This is a genomic window from Methylobacterium nonmethylotrophicum, from assembly GCF_004745635.1.
In the GTDB taxonomy this organism is placed as follows: domain Bacteria; phylum Pseudomonadota; class Alphaproteobacteria; order Rhizobiales; family Beijerinckiaceae; genus Methylobacterium; species Methylobacterium nonmethylotrophicum.
This window is the reverse complement of sequence record NZ_SRLB01000002.1, coordinates 253,162-270,458: the sequence shown is the minus strand read 5'-3', so window position 1 is coordinate 270,458 and position 17,297 is coordinate 253,162. Positions and strand designations below refer to the sequence as shown.

15 protein-coding genes are annotated in these 17,297 nt (G+C 69.8%); 10 read left to right on the top strand and 5 right to left on the bottom strand.

All coding sequences use genetic code 11. The features are described from left to right. Positions 1–138 precede the first annotated feature (138 nt). The gene (locus EU555_RS04015) at positions 139–1,506 is read left to right on the top strand and encodes a cytochrome P450 (protein WP_205820759.1); all 1,368 of its coding nucleotides are present in this window, start codon (positions 139–141) and stop codon (positions 1,504–1,506) included. A gap of 80 nt (positions 1,507–1,586) precedes the next feature. Continuing rightward, positions 1,587–2,237: a TetR/AcrR family transcriptional regulator gene (locus EU555_RS04010; RefSeq protein ID WP_135413196.1), complete on the top strand. Its 651-nt coding sequence runs from the start codon at positions 1,587–1,589 to the stop codon at positions 2,235–2,237. Between the two features lie 203 nt (positions 2,238–2,440). Here the strand turns inward: EU555_RS04010 and EU555_RS37445 are convergent, their stop codons facing one another. Together EU555_RS37445 and EU555_RS04000 are read right to left on the bottom strand one after the other, a co-directional pair. Next, on the bottom strand, positions 2,441–5,638 hold the full coding sequence (locus EU555_RS37445) for an autotransporter family protein (RefSeq protein ID WP_135413194.1): 3,198 nt from the start codon (positions 5,636–5,638) through the stop codon (positions 2,441–2,443). Positions 5,639–6,012: 374 nt separating this feature from the next. Continuing rightward, a complete protein-coding gene (locus tag EU555_RS04000; RefSeq protein ID WP_135413192.1) occupies positions 6,013–7,233 on the bottom strand; it encodes a glycosyltransferase family 61 protein in 1,221 nt (406 codons plus the stop codon). A 575-nt stretch (positions 7,234–7,808) separates the two neighbouring features. Here EU555_RS04000 and EU555_RS03995 point away from each other — a divergent pair. The 8 genes from EU555_RS03995 (at position 7,809) to EU555_RS03960 (ending at position 14,350) form a co-directional block, all read left to right on the top strand. Then, positions 7,809–8,234 (top strand): DUF2852 domain-containing protein, encoded by a 426-nt coding sequence (locus tag EU555_RS03995; RefSeq protein ID WP_135413190.1) that lies wholly within the window; start codon positions 7,809–7,811, stop codon positions 8,232–8,234. 163 nt (positions 8,235–8,397) lie between these two features. Further along, a complete protein-coding gene (locus EU555_RS03990; RefSeq protein WP_135413188.1) occupies positions 8,398–9,648 on the top strand; it encodes a GTP cyclohydrolase II in 1,251 nt (416 codons plus the stop codon). A gap of 64 nt (positions 9,649–9,712) precedes the next feature. After that, positions 9,713–10,942 carry a URC4/urg3 family protein gene (locus EU555_RS03985; protein WP_245524130.1) on the top strand — a complete coding sequence of 410 codons (1,230 nt, stop codon included), beginning with the start codon at positions 9,713–9,715 and terminating at the stop codon, positions 10,940–10,942. 52 nt (positions 10,943–10,994) lie between these two features. Continuing rightward, positions 10,995–11,657 carry a uracil phosphoribosyltransferase gene (upp, locus tag EU555_RS03980; protein ID WP_135413480.1) on the top strand — a complete coding sequence of 221 codons (663 nt, stop codon included), beginning with the start codon at positions 10,995–10,997 and terminating at the stop codon, positions 11,655–11,657. A 135-nt stretch (positions 11,658–11,792) separates the two neighbouring features. Beyond that, on the top strand, positions 11,793–11,987 hold the full coding sequence (locus EU555_RS03975) for a hypothetical protein (protein ID WP_135413185.1): 195 nt from the start codon (positions 11,793–11,795) through the stop codon (positions 11,985–11,987). A gap of 172 nt (positions 11,988–12,159) precedes the next feature. Beyond that, a complete protein-coding gene (locus tag EU555_RS03970) occupies positions 12,160–13,167 on the top strand; it encodes an NAD(P)H-quinone oxidoreductase (RefSeq protein WP_135413183.1) in 1,008 nt (335 codons plus the stop codon). 139 nt (positions 13,168–13,306) lie between these two features. Beyond that, the gene (locus tag EU555_RS03965; protein ID WP_135413182.1) at positions 13,307–13,624 is read left to right on the top strand and encodes a hypothetical protein; all 318 of its coding nucleotides are present in this window, start codon (positions 13,307–13,309) and stop codon (positions 13,622–13,624) included. A gap of 246 nt (positions 13,625–13,870) precedes the next feature. Then, positions 13,871–14,350 (top strand): hypothetical protein, encoded by a 480-nt coding sequence (locus EU555_RS03960; protein ID WP_135413180.1) that lies wholly within the window; start codon positions 13,871–13,873, stop codon positions 14,348–14,350. A 73-nt stretch (positions 14,351–14,423) separates the two neighbouring features. On the opposite strand, the gene EU555_RS03955 is transcribed toward EU555_RS03960, so the two are convergent. From EU555_RS03955 to EU555_RS03945, 3 genes are all read right to left on the bottom strand, one after another. Beyond that, positions 14,424–15,305: a 3-hydroxybutyryl-CoA dehydrogenase gene (locus tag EU555_RS03955; RefSeq protein WP_135413178.1), complete on the bottom strand. Its 882-nt coding sequence runs from the start codon at positions 15,303–15,305 to the stop codon at positions 14,424–14,426. A gap of 162 nt (positions 15,306–15,467) precedes the next feature. Beyond that, positions 15,468–16,418, bottom strand: coding sequence for an electron transfer flavoprotein subunit alpha/FixB family protein (locus tag EU555_RS03950; RefSeq protein ID WP_135413176.1), 951 nt, complete (start codon positions 16,416–16,418; stop codon positions 15,468–15,470). 40 nt (positions 16,419–16,458) lie between these two features. Further along, positions 16,459–17,208, bottom strand: coding sequence for an electron transfer flavoprotein subunit beta/FixA family protein (locus EU555_RS03945; RefSeq protein WP_135413174.1), 750 nt, complete (start codon positions 17,206–17,208; stop codon positions 16,459–16,461). Positions 17,209–17,297 lie beyond the last annotated feature (89 nt).

Here is a 17,297-nt window from a genome sequence, read left to right as displayed (position 1 = left end):
CGCATCATTCCGCCGGTCGCGAACGACCGCTGCCGAAGCGGTCACCGGTTCGGCGGTGAAAACGATGCCAAAACAAGAAGCTAGGCAGAGTTGCGCCATGCCGCTCCGCTGAAGCGCCACCGAAGGATCCGCTTCTCGATGATGGCTTCCGGCACGCTGACCCCCGACGCTCACGCGCCGCCGGTGCCGGCCCTCGCCGAGCGGGTCGGCTGGCTGCGCCTCCTCGGCGCCTTCCGGCGCAACACCCTCGAGGCGTTCCCCCGCGCCTGCCTCGACGAGCCGGCGGTCACGATCCCGCTCCCCGGCGGCGGCCGGATGGTGCTGTTGTCGACACCCGCCGGCGCCCGCCACGTCCTGCTCTCGGCCACCGACGACTTCGTGCGCCTGCCCGCCGGCCGAAGGGTGATCGGGCCCATCGCCGGGCGCGGCCTGGTCCTGGCCGACGGCGAGGCCTGGCGCCACCAGCGAAAAGTGCTCGCCCCCGCCTTCACGCCCCGAACCCTGCCGCTGATGCTGCGCTTCGTCGCCCGCATCGCGGAGGAATCCTGCCGCCGGCTCTCGGCGGATCCCGGTGTGCCGGTGGATCTCCGCTCCGAGATGCAGCGCGTCGCCCTCGACATCGCCACCACCTCGATGTTCTCCCTCGAGACCGGGGCGCTCGGCGCCGAGATCCGGGCGCTCGTCTCCGGCTACCTCGACCGGTTGGGCCGGCCGACCGTGGCCGACTTCCTCCTGCCGCCGGGCTGGCCGACCCCGTCGAGCCCGCGCCGGGCGCTGTTTCGCCGCCGCTGGCTCGCGATCGTGCGGGCTGTGCTGGAGGCGCGACGCGGGCAGGGCGCCACGGGCGCCCCGCGCGACCTGTTCGACCTCCTGGTCGAGGCCCATGGCGACGCGCCGGGCGGGCTCTTGGCCGACGAGGTCGGCACCCTGATCGTCGCCGGCCACGAGACCACCGCCTCGACCCTGTTCTGGGCCTGCACGCTGCTGGCGCGGGAGCCCGCGCTCCAGGACGCGCTGGGCGCGGAAGCGGCCGGGCTCGACCTGTCGGAAGCGGGCGCCGCCGCGTCCCTGCCGAACTTGCGCCTCGCGAAGGCCGTGGCGCAGGAGACGTTGCGGCTCTACCCGCCGGTCTACGTCATCGCGCGGCGCGCCGCGCGGACGAGCATCGTCGAGGGGGCCGAGATCCCGGCCGGCAGCATCGTGATGATCCCCACCTGGGTGCTCCACCGCAACCCGCGCTGGTGGGACCGGCCGGAGGCGTTTCGCCCGGGCCGTTTCCTCGACGGGCCGGAGCCGGACCGCTTCGTCTACCTGCCGTTCGGCGCCGGCCCGCGGATCTGCATCGGCGCGCAGCTCGCGCTCTCCGAGGCGACCCTGGTGCTGGCGCGCCTGATGCGCGACGTTCGGCTCTCCCTCGACGGCGACCGGCCGGTCCTGCCGGTCGCCACCACCACGGTGCGGCCGGACCACGTGCCGCGCTTCCGCCTGGAGCGGCGCAACGGCTGAAAAGTCTCCGCCGCTTCGGGAAAATGCTCTATGGGCTGCGGGGCGGCCGGCCTGAAGCCCCGCGAAAGAGTAACGACACGGTGCGACCCTGGCGCAGCGGCCCGTCCGACCGGCGCGGCTACCATCACGGCAACCTCAAGGAGGCCCTGATCGAGGCCGCGCGCCGCTTCATCGCGGAGCGCGGGATCGGCGGCTTCACCCTGGTCGACGCGGCGCGCCTCGTCGGCGTCTCGCCGGCCGCGCTCTACCGCCATTTCCGCGGCCGCGAGGCCCTCCTGGAGGAGGTGGCCGAGCGCGGCTTCACCGAGCTCGCCGCCCGCCTCGCCCGGGCGCTGCGGGGGCCCGGCACGCCGCTCGAGCGCTTCACCCGCATGGGCGAGGCCTACCTGACCTTCGCCGAGGAGGAGCCGGGCTACTACGCGGCGATCTTCGAGGCCCGGCCGGTCGGGCCGGACGATTGCGGGCCCGACGGTGCGCCGGTGCGGGGCCAGCGCGACCGCGACGCCTTCGGGCTCCTGGTCGAGGCCCTGCGCGCGACCTTCCCGGACGGCTTTGCCGCCGGCGTCGACCCGCGCTTCGTCGCCCTCGAGGTCTGGGCCCTCTCCCACGGCATCGCGACGCTCGCCGCCGCCGGCCGCCTGCCGACCGGCCCCGGCCTGCCGACCAAGTACGACCTCCTGCGCGCCGGCGTGCTCGCCATGGTGCACGGGGCGATGCCGCGAGCGACGTAGGGACGCGTCTCCCGGAAAGACGAGGGGCGCGGCTCCCGCCGCGCCCCCCAAGCGGAGGTGCATCACAGTCCACGCCACTGCCGATCTGTCTGCGGCGACGCATCCCCAACCCACACCCTCATCCTGGGGTGACCGGCGATCGAAGATCGCTGCGCGTCGGCGTGACTCCGGCGAATGATGCTTGGTCGTCGGTGCGCGCCGGCTCAGAACCGGTAGGTGAAGGTCCCCTTCACGGCGTGGTCCTCGGCCCGCGACCCGACCTGGCCGGTATACGACACGCCGAGCGTCGCCGCCGCCGAGACCCGCAGGTCCACGCCCGCCGAGGCGATCAGCGCGTCCCGGGTGATCGGGATGCCCGCCGTCACGAAGCTCGGGCCGCTGCCGTAGGCCAGGAGCGCGGTCGGGATCACGTCCCCGAAGGCGCGTCGGTAGCCGACGAGGCCGTGCAGCGACACCGGCGCCCCGAAGCCGAGATCCACCTCCGTCTGTCCGCGCACGCCCACGGTCAGGGTCGGGATCTCCGAGAACCACGACGCGCCCGAGAGCGCCGCGACGCCTCCCGTCTCCGCGAACCGGTCGCGGTCGATGCCGACGTAAGCGCCGCCGACGAACGGCTCGATGTACGACACCGACGCCGGCACGACCGGCGCCAGCGGGTCCTTGCTCACGATCCCGGGCGTGGAGCCGAACACGAACCGGTAGCCGATCTCGCCGAAGCCCTGCACCGTCGCGCCGCCGTAGCGCGACGCCTCCGTCTCCGACAGGCCCGGGAACACCACGCTGCGGCGCAACCGGAGGCTGTTGTCGGCGTAAACGGCGCCGAGCCGCAGCGCGAACGGGCCGGCCTCGTAGCCGCCATAGACGCCCCCGAACCCGCTCTCGATCGTGCCGCTCGCCGTCCGGCTGGGCGTGTCGAGGTTGGTGGTGGTGTAGCCGCCGGCGACGCCGAGCCTGATGCCGTTCTCCAGCCGCAGGTCGGCGCCGAGCACGAAGCCGGCGGTGTCGCGGTTGAGGGTGACGGCGTTGCCGTGCGCGATGGCTCCGCCATCGCCCCTCGCCTGGCCGAAGCTGCCGAAGCCCTGGCCCCAGAGGCCGAACACCCGCGGGTCGAGCACCCGCACCGGCACCGGCGCCACGGGGGCGGCCCGGCCGGGCAGGTCGGCCGTGAAGGTGGCGGGCGGGCGGCCGTAGTCGCGGGTGCCGTCGCCGGACCAGCGCAGGCGGTCGAGGATCGCCTCGCGCACGAAGAAGGCGGTCTCGTAGGCGGCGGAGACCGAGCTGGCGTGGATGTCGCCGGTGAGCGCCTGGAAGGCGGTGATCGCCTCCGGCGTGGTGAGGCCGACCGTGCGGTCGTAGATTCCGGCCCCCGCGCCGGCGCCCTGGATCGCGGTGGCGACCGCCGCCTGGTTGCGGGTCCGGGCGATGGTGGCGAACGGGATGTCGTTGCGGGTCAGCGTGAGGTCGACCTCGGTCGGCTGGTAGCGCAAGGTCGGGGTCAGGAAGGCGAGGTTGGAGGAGACGCCCGCGAAGGTGCCGGTGACGCCGGCATTGGCCGACAGGATGGCGTACTGGGTGCGCGGGGTGTAGGCGCCGTTTTGCGCCAGCACCTGGACCGTGCCGCCCTGGAGGGTGGCGGAGCCGGTGGCGGCGAGGCGGTCGGATTGGCCGGCGGCGTTGGTCTCGACCTGGAAGGTCGAGCCCGCCGCGAAGGAGGCGTTGCCGGCGACCGTGAGGGTGCCGATGGAGTTGCCGGGGGCAACGGTGCCGCCCGATTGCGCCACCACCCCGCCGACCGTGCCGGTGCCGCCGAGGAGGCCGCCGGAGCCGACCGTGACCCGGCCGGTGATGGTGCCGTTGGCGTAGAGCGCGCCGGTGTTGCCGACCGTCACGTCGGTGGTCAGGCGGTCGGACGAGGCCATCTGCAGGGCGCCGATGACGTTGCCGAAGTAGCCGGCCGCCGCGTAGAGGTCGACGCGGCTCCAGTAGCTCAGCGGGGTCCCATAGAGCGCCGCGATCGCGTTCGACTCGGTGTTGACGACGATCTGGTTGATCGTGCCGGTCTGCAGGGTGCCGTAGAGGCCCCCGTTCGGGGCGATCGTCTGGGCCGCGCTCGTGCTGCCGCCGTAGAGCGGGGCGAGCAGGATCGAGGCGTCGGGCCCGCCCGCGGGCGCAGCCTCGCGCGGGGCCTGCGCGAAGGTGAGCGTCGGCAGGCCGAAGGTCTGGCGCTGCTGGTACAGAGTCTGGCTGGCCGCCGACGGGACGTAGGGGTTGTTGGCGGTGTTGGCCGCGCTCGCCGCGCATGCCGCGACCGAGGCGCCGCACTGGGCCGAGAGATAGCTCTGCATCTGGCCGTAAGCCTGGTTGTACAGGCTCGGCAGGTCGATGGCGGTGCCGGTGGTGGTCGCGTTGTTGATGTAGAGCGGGTTGGTGAAGGCCTGCGCCAGTTCGTAGTAGGACAGGGCCCGGCCGCCGATGATGTCGAGCGGGTAGTGCACGCCGAGCACGATGCGGCTCTCGCCGTACTCGGAGGCCCGCAGCACCATGCTCTGGTAGGCCTGCGGTGTCGTCATCGCGAGCAGCGTGCCGTCGGTGAAGCCGTAGGTGGCGTGGCCGCTCGGGAAGGACGGGTTGGTGGCGATGCCGTTCAGCGCCGTCGGGTCGAAGATGGTGTAGCGGCTCTGCGCGACCTGAAGCGGGCGCGACGAGCCGTAGACGTTCTGCCCGGGCTGCGTGTTGGTGACGCCGTAGGCGAGGTCGTAGACGCTGTCGCGGGTGTTGGGCAGGCCGTTGAAGGTCGGCACGCTGGTGCCGGCGGGCGCCACCGCCGGGATCGGCACGTAGCCCGCGGGCGTCGTGCTCGGGTTGGTGGCAGCCCCGTTGGCGAAGTAGTTCTTGGCGACGCCGAGGTCGTTGCCGGTGAAGGTGTAGGCCCGCGCGAGCAGGTTCACCACGTTGCCGAGTGGGCCGCTGGTGCCCGCGGCGCTGCCCGCGACGTAGATCGGGCCGAGCACCGGGCCGAGGCCGCCGACCGGCTGCTGCGGCGTGACACCGTTGATCACGGTCTGCGCCGTCAGGCCGCCCGCCAGGTTGGCGCCGGCGCCGTAGGTGCCGAGACCCACCGACGACAGGGTGTTGGTGGCCGAGCCGAGCAGGTTCTTGTCGCTGATCGCGAGCTGCTGCTGCCGCAGGGTCGCGGTGTTGTTGTAGAATACCGCCTGGTCGAGGTTCGACTGCAAGGCCGCCCGGCCGGTCGGCGTGGCGTTCAGGCTCAGGAACGGGCTGAGCAGGTTCAGCACGTTGGCGCTGGTCGGCGCGATGTTGGCGGTCTGGGCGCCGGCGCCCTCCGCCGAGAGCGACGCGGCGGCGAGCGCGATGATCGAGACGCTGTGTCGAAGGAGCATGGCGTGGTCCCTTGAAGCGGCCAGCCATCCGGCTCATCCGCCCGTGGCGCACGCTTAGGAAATGGTCACGCTGTCCGCATGTTCATAATCTCGTCACATTTATACTTCCAGCCGGATGTTGTTACGGCGACACGTTTTGTTGCCGAGATGTAGAAATTTCATTTCTGCTCGGCATGACGCTGCGGAAATATTTGCCGGCAACTTCTGGTTCTGCGATTGCAGGGCCGAGGCTGCGGTCGTGGTGGACGCGGCCTCGCACCGGCCTGCGGGGGAGGCGGAGAGCGGCGAGGCACGCGGAGATCGCTCACCGTGGCCCAGGGCGCCCGGTCGACGAGGCGACCTCGGGCAGCACCGGCGAGCTTGTCTTCCGCCGTCTACACCAATGACACGATCAATCGTCTCAATTGCGCGACATCGACATGGAACGGCTCACGATTGGGATTCGCTTTGGAGGAATTTTTTCCATAGATGACATGGTAGGATTGTTTGCGCGCGCATGCCAGATCCCAGAAGAAGGGATCGTCCCAACCCTGCACGGCCAAATGGACGACCGGAATGCCGGGCGAACAGAACATCGTGTTGGTCATCGCAGCGCCCATCACGCCGACGACGACGCGCGCATCCGCGAAGACGGCGATCTGCTGGCGGAACGTCATGAGAAGAGGATCGACGATCTCGAAGCCGAACTCGGACAGCATGCTCGCGACAGCATCACGATTGACCAATTTTCTGTCGTAATCCGAATGGCGTTCGACAAAGATCTTTCGGCGCAGGCCGCCCGGCCCCTTGTTCAGAACCGATCGGAGAAGGATCTTTATCCGTGGCTGAAGCGCGTAGCGCCGCATCTTGGAGGAAACAGATCGTAACGCCTCAGGAGACTTGATGACGGGCGGGACGGCAATCGGGCTTGCATAGTATAGTTCTTTGAAGGAACGCGCCTCTTCACGATTTATTCTCAATATCGAATAATTTCTGTCCGATCCCAGGAATGCCTTGATGGATTGCAGCCGCACCTGGTCGATGATCGGGTTGTAAGTCCGGAAGATGATATTGATGTGTCTGTTCGGAAATTTTTTTCGAAGAATGAAGAAAGCTTTCAATCGAGGAAGATCCTCGGTTATCCAGTGTCCATAGTTGAATGATCCCCCGCTGCTGAAAGCAAGGTTGATCCCATCGGGATGATCGTCGGTAAAATTGACGACCGGATCCGACAGCGAAAGATGCTCGAGATCCTGAGGTCTGAACGTTTCATAGACAGCGCATGTCGCACCGTCTTTATTCGTATAAATGCCGTTATCAAGAATGATTGCGTCACTTAACAGGAAAAGTGCGGAGGTGATCCCATTCCTCATGGACTTATTGAGATCGTTGAGAAAATTCACACGATCTTCTGCGTATTGCTTATCGGGCGCATAAATCGAAGACGGGAGCGGTCGCGCGTATCCCGGATTTTCGTAGATTTTGCATATAAATTTTGCCGCATTATTGCTTGAGGCTATTTGCCCAGATAAACTTCCGTCTTCGGAAAAGCCGCCATGAATATAGAGAAGATCCATATCGCAGGATGCATAAGTTATATTTTCCGATTTCAGCATTCTCTCAAACTGTGTCGGTCAGACGCATGGTCGTTTGCTGGCTGGCTGGCATGAGGCGCGTGCAGGCGAGAGGCGATGGCATGACATCAAGTCTGACCCGGTTGCGCCGTCACGCGGATCCTCGTGCTTCTCGCCTGAGCGACGCGCTCGCCCTCCGATGCGGAAGATCCGCTTCGCCGCCCGATCAGGCGGCCTCACGCCGATCGAAGGCCACACCCCCGGGTTCAACCCGCTTCGGCCGTGGCTGTCAACGGGTCGCCTCCGATGGCGGCCCAGGTCCGCGAGAGGGATCTGATTCCGATCACGCATCGTCGGGCTGCGGCCGGTTCTCTCCATGCCGGAGTGATCCGGGTCCACCTTCTGCCCGCGGGCGGACGTGACGGCCGGGATGGAGCAGCGTTCGACGCGAGCGTGCCGCGCAGGGAAGCCGCGTCGCCGTTCCCCGGACACCGTCCGGCCCTCCATCGTCGCCGGCGGCAAGCGGCTGCATTTCCCTGCCGTGCCCTCCTTGAAACCACCGGGGCGACCCCGCATGTAAATGTCGTTCACATTCACATCCTGCGGGAGATCGTGACGTGTCGTTTTCCTCTGCCCCCTGGTCGAGCGGCCGCGCCTGCCGCAATGGCCCGTTCCCGCGCCGTTCGCTCGAGATCGGCGCGATCGTCATCGGTTTCATCTACGCGTGGCCTCTGGCCGCCGCCTACGTGGTGTGGAAGCTCATGGGATACCCGGCCTTGAACGAGATGAAGTCCTTCGCCGAACGGTCGTTCCGGAACGGATTTTCGGGGTTCTCGGGCTTCGGTACCGCCCGCCGCGACAGCGGCAACTGGGCCTTCGAGGAGTATCGCCGCAAGGAGATCGAGCGCCTCGAAGAGGAGCGCCGCCGCCTCGAGGAGGAGAGCCGGGCCTTCACGGAGTTCGTCGACGAGCTGAAGCGCGCCCGCGACCGCGAGCAGTTCGACGCCTTCATGGCTCGCCGCCGCGCCGGCTCGAACTACTGATCGCCTCGCTGGAGGGCAGCCTGCCGCGAGGATGAGAGGCGCGCCTCGGCCTTGCGCTTGACGCGCCGAATCGCGCAAGGCTACCCTCCACAAGGTCAAGCACACGACAGGCTCCCCGCGGCCCCCGCGGGGAGCCTTCTCCGTTGAAGGACGGCGCGGCCGCATGACCACTTCGAACCGCTCGACGCATATCCGGCTCACCTCGCATCCGGAGCCGGGCGCCGCCCGCTGGCCGATCCGCTGGGGCGCCGCCGACCCGCGTGAGCGCGGACCCATCATCGGCACCGTGACCAACCCGGCCGACCGCAACGTCATCGGGGCCAATGGCGGCGCCTACTCGCTCTACCGGGCGCTCGCCATCGCGGGCCGGGCCCTCAACCCGATGGCGCGGCCGGACCTGACCAACACCCACCCGGTGGTCGGCATCGGCCCGCACCCGCAATGGGCCGACCCGGACAAGATCGTCTCCCTCGACCCCTGGGGGCATATGCCCGGCGAGGTCTTTCGCGAGGCGATCGCGTCCGGCACCGACATCCGCCCGACCATCGCGGTCACCAAGGCGCGCTTGAGCCTGCCCGAGATCCTGGCGGCGATGGGCGCGCACCGGCTGGCCGCGGACGGCACCGTGCTGCACGCGACCGGCGACATCTCGGTCACCAAGATCGCGGTCGATCCGGTCTGGTACCTGCCGGGCGTCGCCGCCCGCTTCGGTACCAGCGAGACGGCGTTGCGCCGCACCCTGTTCGAGCAGACCGGCGGCATGTTCCCGGAACTCGTGACGCGGCCCGACCTCCAGGTCTTCCTGCCGCCGATCGGCGGCTGCACCGTCTACGTCATGGGCGAGGTCGCCGGACTGTCCGACCCGCGGCGGCGCATCGCCTGCCGGGTCCACGACGAGTGCAACGGCTCGGACGTGTTCGGTTCCGACATCTGCACCTGCCGGCCCTATCTCACCCACGGCATCGAGGAATGCGTGCGCGAGGCGCAGGCGGGCGGCACCGGCGTCATCGTGTACAACCGCAAGGAGGGGCGGGCGCTCGGCGAGGTGACCAAGTTCCTGGTCTACAACGCCCGCAAGCGCCAGGAGGGGGGTGACTCCGCCGCCACCTACTTCGAGCGCACCGAGTGCGTCGCCGGCGTGCAGGACGCCCGCTTCCAGCAGCTGATGCCCGACGTGCTGCACTGGCTCGGCATCCGCCGCATCGACCGGCTGATGTCGATGTCGAACATGAAGTACGATGCCATCACGGGCTCGGGCATCGAGGTCGGCGAGCGGGTGCCGATCCCGCCGGAGCTGATCCCGCCGGACGCCTCGGTCGAGATGGAGGCCAAGAAGGCCGCGGGCTACTACGCGCCGGACGGCACCGCCGAGTCCCTGGAGGCCGTGAAGGGGCGCGATCTCGAGCGGTTCTGACGAACCGAGCGGTTCCGACGGACCGCCTCCGGCGCCCGCGCGACAAATACCTGTGGAGATGCCCGTGCCTGAGTTTTCGACCGCCCGCAGCCTGCTCTCGGCCCGGGCGGTGCGTGCCCGCGCCGAGACCCTGCTCAAGGCCGGGCTCGACGGGCGGCTCGATCACTTCGTCGTCGACCTCGACCGCCTCGGGCCTTGCGCCGACGCGGTGGTGGAGACCATCCGGGCGGCCTATCCCGACCTCGCGATTCCCTACCACGCCCGCTGGCGCCACTTCTCGGTCGGCGGGTTCGAGCGCTGGGGCTCCCTCGTCCACGCCGCACCCTTCGACGACGCGGCGGAGCAGGCCCGCGCCGCCTTCGACCTCGTGGTGGTGAGCGTGCTGCTCGATGCCGGCGCCGGCCCGACCTGGCGCTACGAGGAGGGCCGCACCGGCGAGACCTATGCCCGCTCCGAGGGGCTGGCGGTCGCGAGCTTCGACATGTTCGTGTCGGGCCTCTTCTCCTCCGCGCCCGAGGATCCGTTCCGGGCCGATGCGCGGGCGCTGGCGAGCCTGACGGAAGCGGAACTCGGCGACGGCTTCCAGGCCTCGCCGACCAACCCCCTCGTCGGCCTGTCCGGCCGCACCGCGCTCCTCAACCGCCTCGGCCAGGTCGCGGCCGCCGATCCCGAAGGGTTCGGGCCGCAGGCCCGGCCCGGCTTCCTGTTCGACCGCATCAAGGCCAGGGCCCGCGACGGAGAGGTCGCGGCCGAGACGGTGCTCGAGGTGCTGCTGACGCATCTCGGGCCGATCTGGCCCGGCCGCATCGTCCTCGACGGGGTCGATCTGGGCGACACCTGGCGCCACCCGCTCGCCGGCGGCACGGGCCCGACGGAAGGGCTGGTGCCATTCCACAAGCTGTCGCAGTGGCTGGCCTACTCGCTCCTCGAGCCGCTGGAGGAGGCGGGTCTGACCGTCACCGGCCTCGACGCGCTCACCGGCCTGCCGGAGTACCGTAACGGCGGCCTCTTCCTCGATACCGGCGTGCTGGCCCTGCGCCGCCCGGAAGAAGCATCGCAGCCGCACGAGGTCGGCTCGCGCCTCGTCGTCGAGTGGCGGGCGCTCACCGTGGCGCTGCTCGACCGGCTGGCGCCGCTGGTGCGCGAGCGGCTGAAGCTCGCGGACCCGGCCGAACTGCCGCTCGCCAAGGTGCTGGAGGGCGGCACCTGGGCCACCGGCCGGCGGCTGGCAAAATCCTTGCGGCCGGAGGGCGCGCCGCCGCTCGCCATCGCCAGCGACGGCACGGTGTTCTGAGGGCTATAGGGTAGTGGTGCAGGTGGACGCGATCGTGAACGGGGAGACGGCGATGCAGGGTGCGGGTGCGCGCGGGGAGACGGGGCTGGCGCCGGTCACGGTGGTCGATCACCCGCTGGTGCAGCACAAGCTGACCCTCATGCGGGACAAGGCCCGCTCGACCAAGGGCTTCCGCCAGCTCCTGAACGAGATCGGGACGCTGCTCGCCTACGAGGTCACCCGCGACCTGCCGCTCGAGCCGGTGGAGATCGAGACCCCCCTGGTGACGATGCAGGGCGCGCAGATCGCCGGCAAGAAGCTCGTCCTGGCGCCGATCCTGCGGGCCGGCGTCGGCTTCCTCGACGGGATGCTGTCGCTCCTGCCCTCCGCCCGCGTCGCCCATGTCGGGCTCTACCGCGACCCCGATTCGCTCGAGGCCGTCGAGTACTACTTCAAGGCCCCGTCCGACCTCGCCGACCGCACCGTGCTGGTCCTCGACCCGATGCTGGCGACGGCGAACTCGGCCGTCGCGGCGGTCGACCGGCTGAAGGAGCGCGGCGCCCGCGACCTGCGCTTCGTCTGCCTGCTCGCGGCGCCCGAGGGCCTGGCCCGGTTCCAGGGCGCCCATCCGGACGTCCCGGTCTGGACCGCCGCCATCGACAGCCACCTCAACGAGCACGGCTACATCCTGCCGGGCCTCGGCGACGCGGGCGACCGGATGTACGGCACGCGGTAGCTGTCGCCCGCGACCGGCAAGCGCGGCGGCCGGTCGGCACGGGCGACATCGACGCGGGTGCGGCACGGCACAGTGGCGCGCCCGCCGTCCTGGCATGGTTCGGATGTGGATCACACCGGCCACCAGGAGACGACGATGCTCAAGATCCAGACCAAGCCGACCCAGTCGGCCCCGACCGCGCAGGCCGCCCTGTCCGACGCCGATCTCGACACCGTGACCGGCGGGCTGAACCCGCAGCCGCTGCCGCCCAAGGAGTCGTTCAAGCTGTTCAGCCTGTCGGCCCTGAAGGTGCAGCCCTCGTTCTTTCTTCCGAGCGTCTTCCGGTTCTGAGCCACAGGCGTCGTGCGCCGGACCACCGTCACCCTCCCGGGAGGCGCGGCCTCGCGCAGGCACGGCTCGCGCGGGTCCGCGCCCCCCTTGCCGCCCCTCTTGCCGCCCCCCTTGCCGGATCCGAGCCTCCGCGGCAGGTAAGGGCGCTCACCCTGCCACGCGGAGCCGCCCCATGCCGTCGATCCCCGCCACCATGCGCCAGGTCCGCTTCAACGGGGCCGGCGGTCCGGAGGTGATCGGGATCGAGACCGCGCCGGTGCCGCGCCCGGGCCCCGGCCAGGTGCTGATCGAGGTCGTGGCGGCCGGCGTCAACCGTCCCGATTGCCAGCAGCGCGCGGGCAAGTACCCGCCGCCCCCCGGCGCGACCGAGGTGCCGGGCCTCGAGATCGCCGGCCGCGTCGTCGCCCTCGGGGAGGGCGTGACGGATCTCGCCGAGGGCCAGGAGGTCTGCGCGCTGACGATCAGCGGCGGCTACGCCGAGTACTGCGTCGCGGATGCCGCGCTCTGTCTGCCGAAGCCCGGCCCGCTCTCGCTGGTCGAGGCGGCGGGCCTGCCGGAGAATTACTGGACGGTCTGGACCAACGTGTTCGAGCGCGGGCGCCTGAGGCAGGGCGAGCGCTTCCTGGTCCATGGCGGGTCGAGCGGCATCGGCTCGACGGCGATCCAGCTCGCCAAGCGGTTCGGCGCCACGGTCTACGCCACCGCCGGCTCGGCCGAGAAATGCGCCTTCTGCGCGTCGCTCGGGGCCGACCACGCCATCAACTACCGCGATGCCGACTTCGCCGCCGAGGTGAAGCGCCTCACCGACGGGCAGGGCGTCGACGTGATCCTCGACATGGTCGGCGCCGCCTATCTCGAGCGCAACCTGAAGTCTCTGGCGCTCGAAGGCCGCCTCGTCATCATTGCCTTCCTGCAGGGCTTCATGGCCGAGAGCGTGAACCTGACTCCGGTGATGATCCGGCGCCTGACCGTCACCGGCTCGACGCTGCGCCCCCGCACCGTGGCCCAGAAGGCCGCCATCGCCGAGGGCCTGCGCCGGGAGGTCTGGCCGCTGCTCGAGGCCGGCACCGTCAAGCCGGTGATCCACGCCACCTTCCCGCTCGAGCAGGCGCGGGAGGCGCACGAACTGATGGAATCGAGCGCCCATCTCGGCAAGATCATGCTGCTGACGGGCCAGTAGAGCCCCCCTTGTCGGGCCTCCTTGCGGAGCCCCCCGCGGCGGGACGCGTCAGGAACCTCGGCCGAGCGGTGACGTTGGCTGCTCACAACGATCACGGCTCGGCGCGACCTTTCGCCGAGCGCCATCACCGAGGTGCCTCATGGAGACCAACCGCCCCGTCGAGACCCCGACCGCGGCCCGTCAGGGCGCGAAGGGCCGTCCCGTCCTCTACGTGCTGCTCGGCAGCCTCGCGCTGCTCGCGGTCGCCATGGTGGCGCTGCTGGGCTGGAACGGCGCCAACGCACCCAAGGATTACGCGAGCCAGAGCCAGGACGCCTCACGCCAGCAGATCACCGGCTCGCCGACCGGCAACGCCAACGGCACCTCGTCGTCGAACAGCGCCGGCGTGCCGGCCGGCAACCCGGCCTACCCGACCCCGGCCGAGCCGAAGTCGACGGGCTCGACCAACGCCAAGTAAGCCGACCAACGCCAAGTAAGCTCGGTCAACGCCAGGTAAGGTCGACCCCGGACCCGCGAAAGGCCGTCTCCCACCCGGGAGCGGCCCTTTCGCTTAAGCGGGCTTCTCCGCCGGACGACATCCTTGCACCCGCATCGCGATGGGCCGGCCGAGATCCCTGGGAGGTTTCGCACGGGAATGTGATTCCGTCGGGCCCGGCCCCTTCCATAGGGTGTCCAGCGCTGCCCGGGGGATGTTGTCGTAGCGATGCGACGCTTGATGAAGTTCCTTCACACGATGGGGGCGATCGGCCTGATGGGCGCGATGGCGTCCCTGATCGTGCTCCTGGGCCTCATTCCCCCGCCATCGTCCCTGTCCGGCTACGCATTGATCCGCGGCGCGATGGCGGCCGTGGCGACGTGGATCTTCCTCCCGTCCCTGGCGCTGATGCTCGTGGCCGGGCTGCTGGCCATCGCGCTCAACCGCGCCTTCCACAATGCCGGCTGGGCCTGGGTGAAGCTCGCGACCGGCGTGCTGATGTTCGAGTACGGCTTCGTGGGCGTCCAGGGGCCGATGCAGCGGGAAGCCGAGCGCAGCGCGCAGGCGCTCGCCGGCCGCCTCGACCCGGCGACGCTGGCCGAATCGCTCGGCGCCGAACGGGGAACATTGTGGGTGCTGCTCGCGGTCGCGACGGCGAACGTGGTGCTGGGGGTCTGGCGGCCGCGCATCCAGATCCGGGTCCGCTGACCCGGTCGCGTCGCCTCGAGACGTACCGCGTGCGAGCGGGAGCGGTCCCTCGCCCCCGGCTGACGGACGCTACTCAGCGGGTCGGAACCGGCTCCGCGCCGCGGTAATCGTAGAAGCCGCGCTTCGTCTTGCGGCCGAGCCAGCCGGCCTCGACGTATTTTACCAGGAGCGGGCAGGGCCGGTACTTCGAATCGGCCAGGCCCTCGTAGAGCACCTGCATGATCGACAGGCAGGTATCGAGGCCGATGAAGTCGGCCAGCTGCAACGGGCCCATCGGGTGGTTGGCGCCGAGCCGCATCGCGGTGTCGATCGAGTCGACCGAGCCGACGCCCTCGTAGAGGGTGTAGATCGCCTCGTTGATCATCGGCAGCAGGATGCGGTTGACGATGAAGGCCGGGAAGTCCTCCGACACCGTCACGATCTTCCCGAGCCGCTTCACGAAGGCCTTGGCCGATTCGTAGGTCGGATCCTCGGTGGCGATGCCGCGGATCAGCTCGACGAGCTGCATCACCGGCACCGGGTTCATGAAGTGGATGCCGATGAACCGCTCCGGCCGGTCGGTCGAGGCGGCGAGCCGCGTGATCGAGATGGACGAGGTGTTCGTCGCCACCATCGTCTCGGGCCGCAAGGACGGGCAGAGCGCGCTGAAGATGCTGCGCTTGACGGTCTCGTCCTCGGTCGCCGCCTCGATGACCAGCTCGCAGGGGCCGAATTCCTCGAACGAATCGACCGCCAGGATCCGCTCGATCGCATTCCGGCGCTGGTCGTCGGTGATGGCGCCCTTCGAGACCTGGCGCAGCAGGTTGCCGTTGACGGTCGCCAGGCCGTTCTTCAGGCGCTCGGGGTCGCGGTCGTTCATCCGCACGTCGAGCCCGGCCAGGGAGCAAACATGGGCGATGCCGCTGCCCATCTGACCGGCCCCGATGATCCCGACCGTCTTGATCTCGATGCCCATCACACTCCGCCTTCCCGCTCCGCCGTCCCGAGCGTTCATATCATCGCGCCTTCGCATCTGCGAAGGACTTCCGGCGCCGTGGCGCCGGCGCCCGGCCCCCGCCCCGCGCAATCCACGGCGCGGGGGCCGGGCGGTCAGCCGTCCCGATCAGCCCTCGGACGATCAGCCTTTGGCCTTCGCGATCTCCTGCTGCAGGTCCGGCACTACCTGGAAAAGATCGCCGACCAGGCCGTAATCGGCGACCTGGAAGATCGGCGCCTCCTCGTCCTTGTTGATGGCGACGATGACCTTCGAATCCTTCATGCCGGCGAGGTGCTGGATCGCTCCCGAGATGCCGACCGCGACGTAGAGGTCCGGCGCCACGACCTTGCCGGTCTGGCCGACCTGCCAGTCGTTCGGGGCGTAGCCCGCATCCACCGCCGCGCGCGAGGCGCCGACGGCGGCCCCGAGGGTGTCGGCCAGCGGCTCGATCAGCTCCTTGAACTTGTCCGCCGAGCCGAGCGAGCGGCCGCCCGACACGATGATGCGGGCCGCGGCCAGTTCCGGCCGGTCGGACTTGGCGATCTCCTCGCCCTTGAACGACGACTTCGCCTCCGAGGCGGCCGCCGCGGCGGCCGCCTCGACCGGGGCGGCCGACCCGCCCTCCGGCGTCGCCTGGAAGGCGGCGGTACGCACCGTGATCACCCGCTTGGCATCGGTCGCCTGCACGGTCTGGATCGCGTTGCCGGCGTAGATCGGCCGCTCGAACGTGTCGGGGCCCACCACCTTGATGATGTCCGAGACCTGCGCGACGTCGAGGAGGGCGGCGACGCGCGGCAGCACGTTCTTGCCCTCCGTCGAGGCGGCGGCGATCACGGTGTCGTAGGCGGCGGCGAGTTCCGCCACCAGCGCGGCGGTCGGCTCGGCGAGCAGGTGGTCGAGGGCGGCATCGGACGCCACCAGCACCTTCTCGACCCCGTCGAGCTTGGCGGCGGCCTGCGCCGCGCCCTGCGCGTCGGCGCCGACCAGCAGGGCGTGGACCGGGGCGCCGAGCTGCTTGGCCGCCGTAAGGGCCTTGGTGCTGGCGTCCTTCACGGCGCCGCCGGCATGCTCGACCAGCAGGAGGGTGGTCATGGCGTGTCGTTCCTTCCGTTCGAGGGAGGCGTGGGCGTCCTCAGAGGACGCCGGCCTCGACCTTCAGCTTGTTGACGAGCTCGGCGGCGCTGGCGACCTTGACGCCGGCCTTGCGGCCGCCCGGCTCGACGGTCTTGAGCACCTTCAGGCGCGGGCTCACGTCGACCCCGAGGGCCTCCGGTTCGACCGTGTCGAGGGGCTTCTTCTTCGCCTTCATGATGTTGGGCAGTGACGCGTAGCGCGGCTCGTTGAGGCGCAGGTCCGTGGTGACGATCGCCGGCAGCCTGAGATTCAGGGTCTGGAGGCCGCCGTCGATCTCGCGCACCACGTCGAGGCTGCCGTCCCCGATCTCGAGCTTGAACGCGAAGGTGCCCTGCGGCCAGCCCAGCAGGGCGGCGAGCATCTGGCCGGTCTGGTTCGAATCGTCGTCGATCGCCTGCTTGCCCAGGATCACGAGGTCCGGGCTCTCCTTCTCCACCAAGGCCTTGAGGAGCTTGGCGACGGCGAGCGGCTCGACGGCGGCGTCGGTCTTGACCAGGATGCCGCGGTCGGCGCCCATGGCGAGCGCGGTGCGGATCGTCTCCTGGGCCTGCTGCGGGCCGATCGAGACCGCGACGATCTCCGTGACCTTGCCCTTCTCCTTGAGGCGGATCGCCTCCTCGACGGCGATCTCGTCGAAGGGATTCATCGACATCTTGACGTTGGCGAGCTCGACGCCGGAGCCGTCCGGCTTGACCCGGATCTTGACGTTGTAGTCGACCACCCGCTTGACGGGCACCAGGACCTTCATGATCGTCGCATCCTTCAGGAGACGAAGGGACGATCGCGGCCGCGCCCTCCCTCGGCCGGCCCGCGATCATCCCTGATGGAGCAAGGTGG

What these genes read in the sequence shown, in the direction of transcription:
- EU555_RS37445 (WP_135413194.1), bottom strand. Translation starts at nt 5,638, where the DNA reads ATGCTCCTTCGACACAGCGTCTCGATCATCGCGCTCGCCGCCGCGTCG.
- EU555_RS03970 (WP_135413183.1), top strand. Translation starts at nt 12,160, where the DNA reads ATGCCGTCGATCCCCGCCACCATGCGCCAGGTCCGCTTCAACGGGGCC.
- EU555_RS03965 (WP_135413182.1), top strand. Translation starts at nt 13,307, where the DNA reads ATGGAGACCAACCGCCCCGTCGAGACCCCGACCGCGGCCCGTCAGGGC.
- EU555_RS03955 (WP_135413178.1), bottom strand. Translation starts at nt 15,305, where the DNA reads ATGGGCATCGAGATCAAGACGGTCGGGATCATCGGGGCCGGTCAGATG.
- EU555_RS03945 (WP_135413174.1), bottom strand. Translation starts at nt 17,208, where the DNA reads ATGAAGGTCCTGGTGCCCGTCAAGCGGGTGGTCGACTACAACGTCAAG.
- EU555_RS04000 (WP_135413192.1), bottom strand. Translation starts at nt 7,233, where the DNA reads ATGCTGAAATCGGAAAATATAACTTATGCATCCTGCGATATGGATCTT.
- upp (WP_135413480.1), top strand. Translation starts at nt 10,995, where the DNA reads ATGCAGGGTGCGGGTGCGCGCGGGGAGACGGGGCTGGCGCCGGTCACG.
- EU555_RS03950 (WP_135413176.1), bottom strand. Translation starts at nt 16,418, where the DNA reads ATGACCACCCTCCTGCTGGTCGAGCATGCCGGCGGCGCCGTGAAGGAC.
- EU555_RS03960 (WP_135413180.1), top strand. Translation starts at nt 13,871, where the DNA reads ATGCGACGCTTGATGAAGTTCCTTCACACGATGGGGGCGATCGGCCTG.
- EU555_RS03975 (WP_135413185.1), top strand. Translation starts at nt 11,793, where the DNA reads ATGCTCAAGATCCAGACCAAGCCGACCCAGTCGGCCCCGACCGCGCAG.
- EU555_RS03990 (WP_135413188.1), top strand. Translation starts at nt 8,398, where the DNA reads ATGACCACTTCGAACCGCTCGACGCATATCCGGCTCACCTCGCATCCG.
- EU555_RS04015 (WP_205820759.1), top strand. Translation starts at nt 139, where the DNA reads ATGATGGCTTCCGGCACGCTGACCCCCGACGCTCACGCGCCGCCGGTG.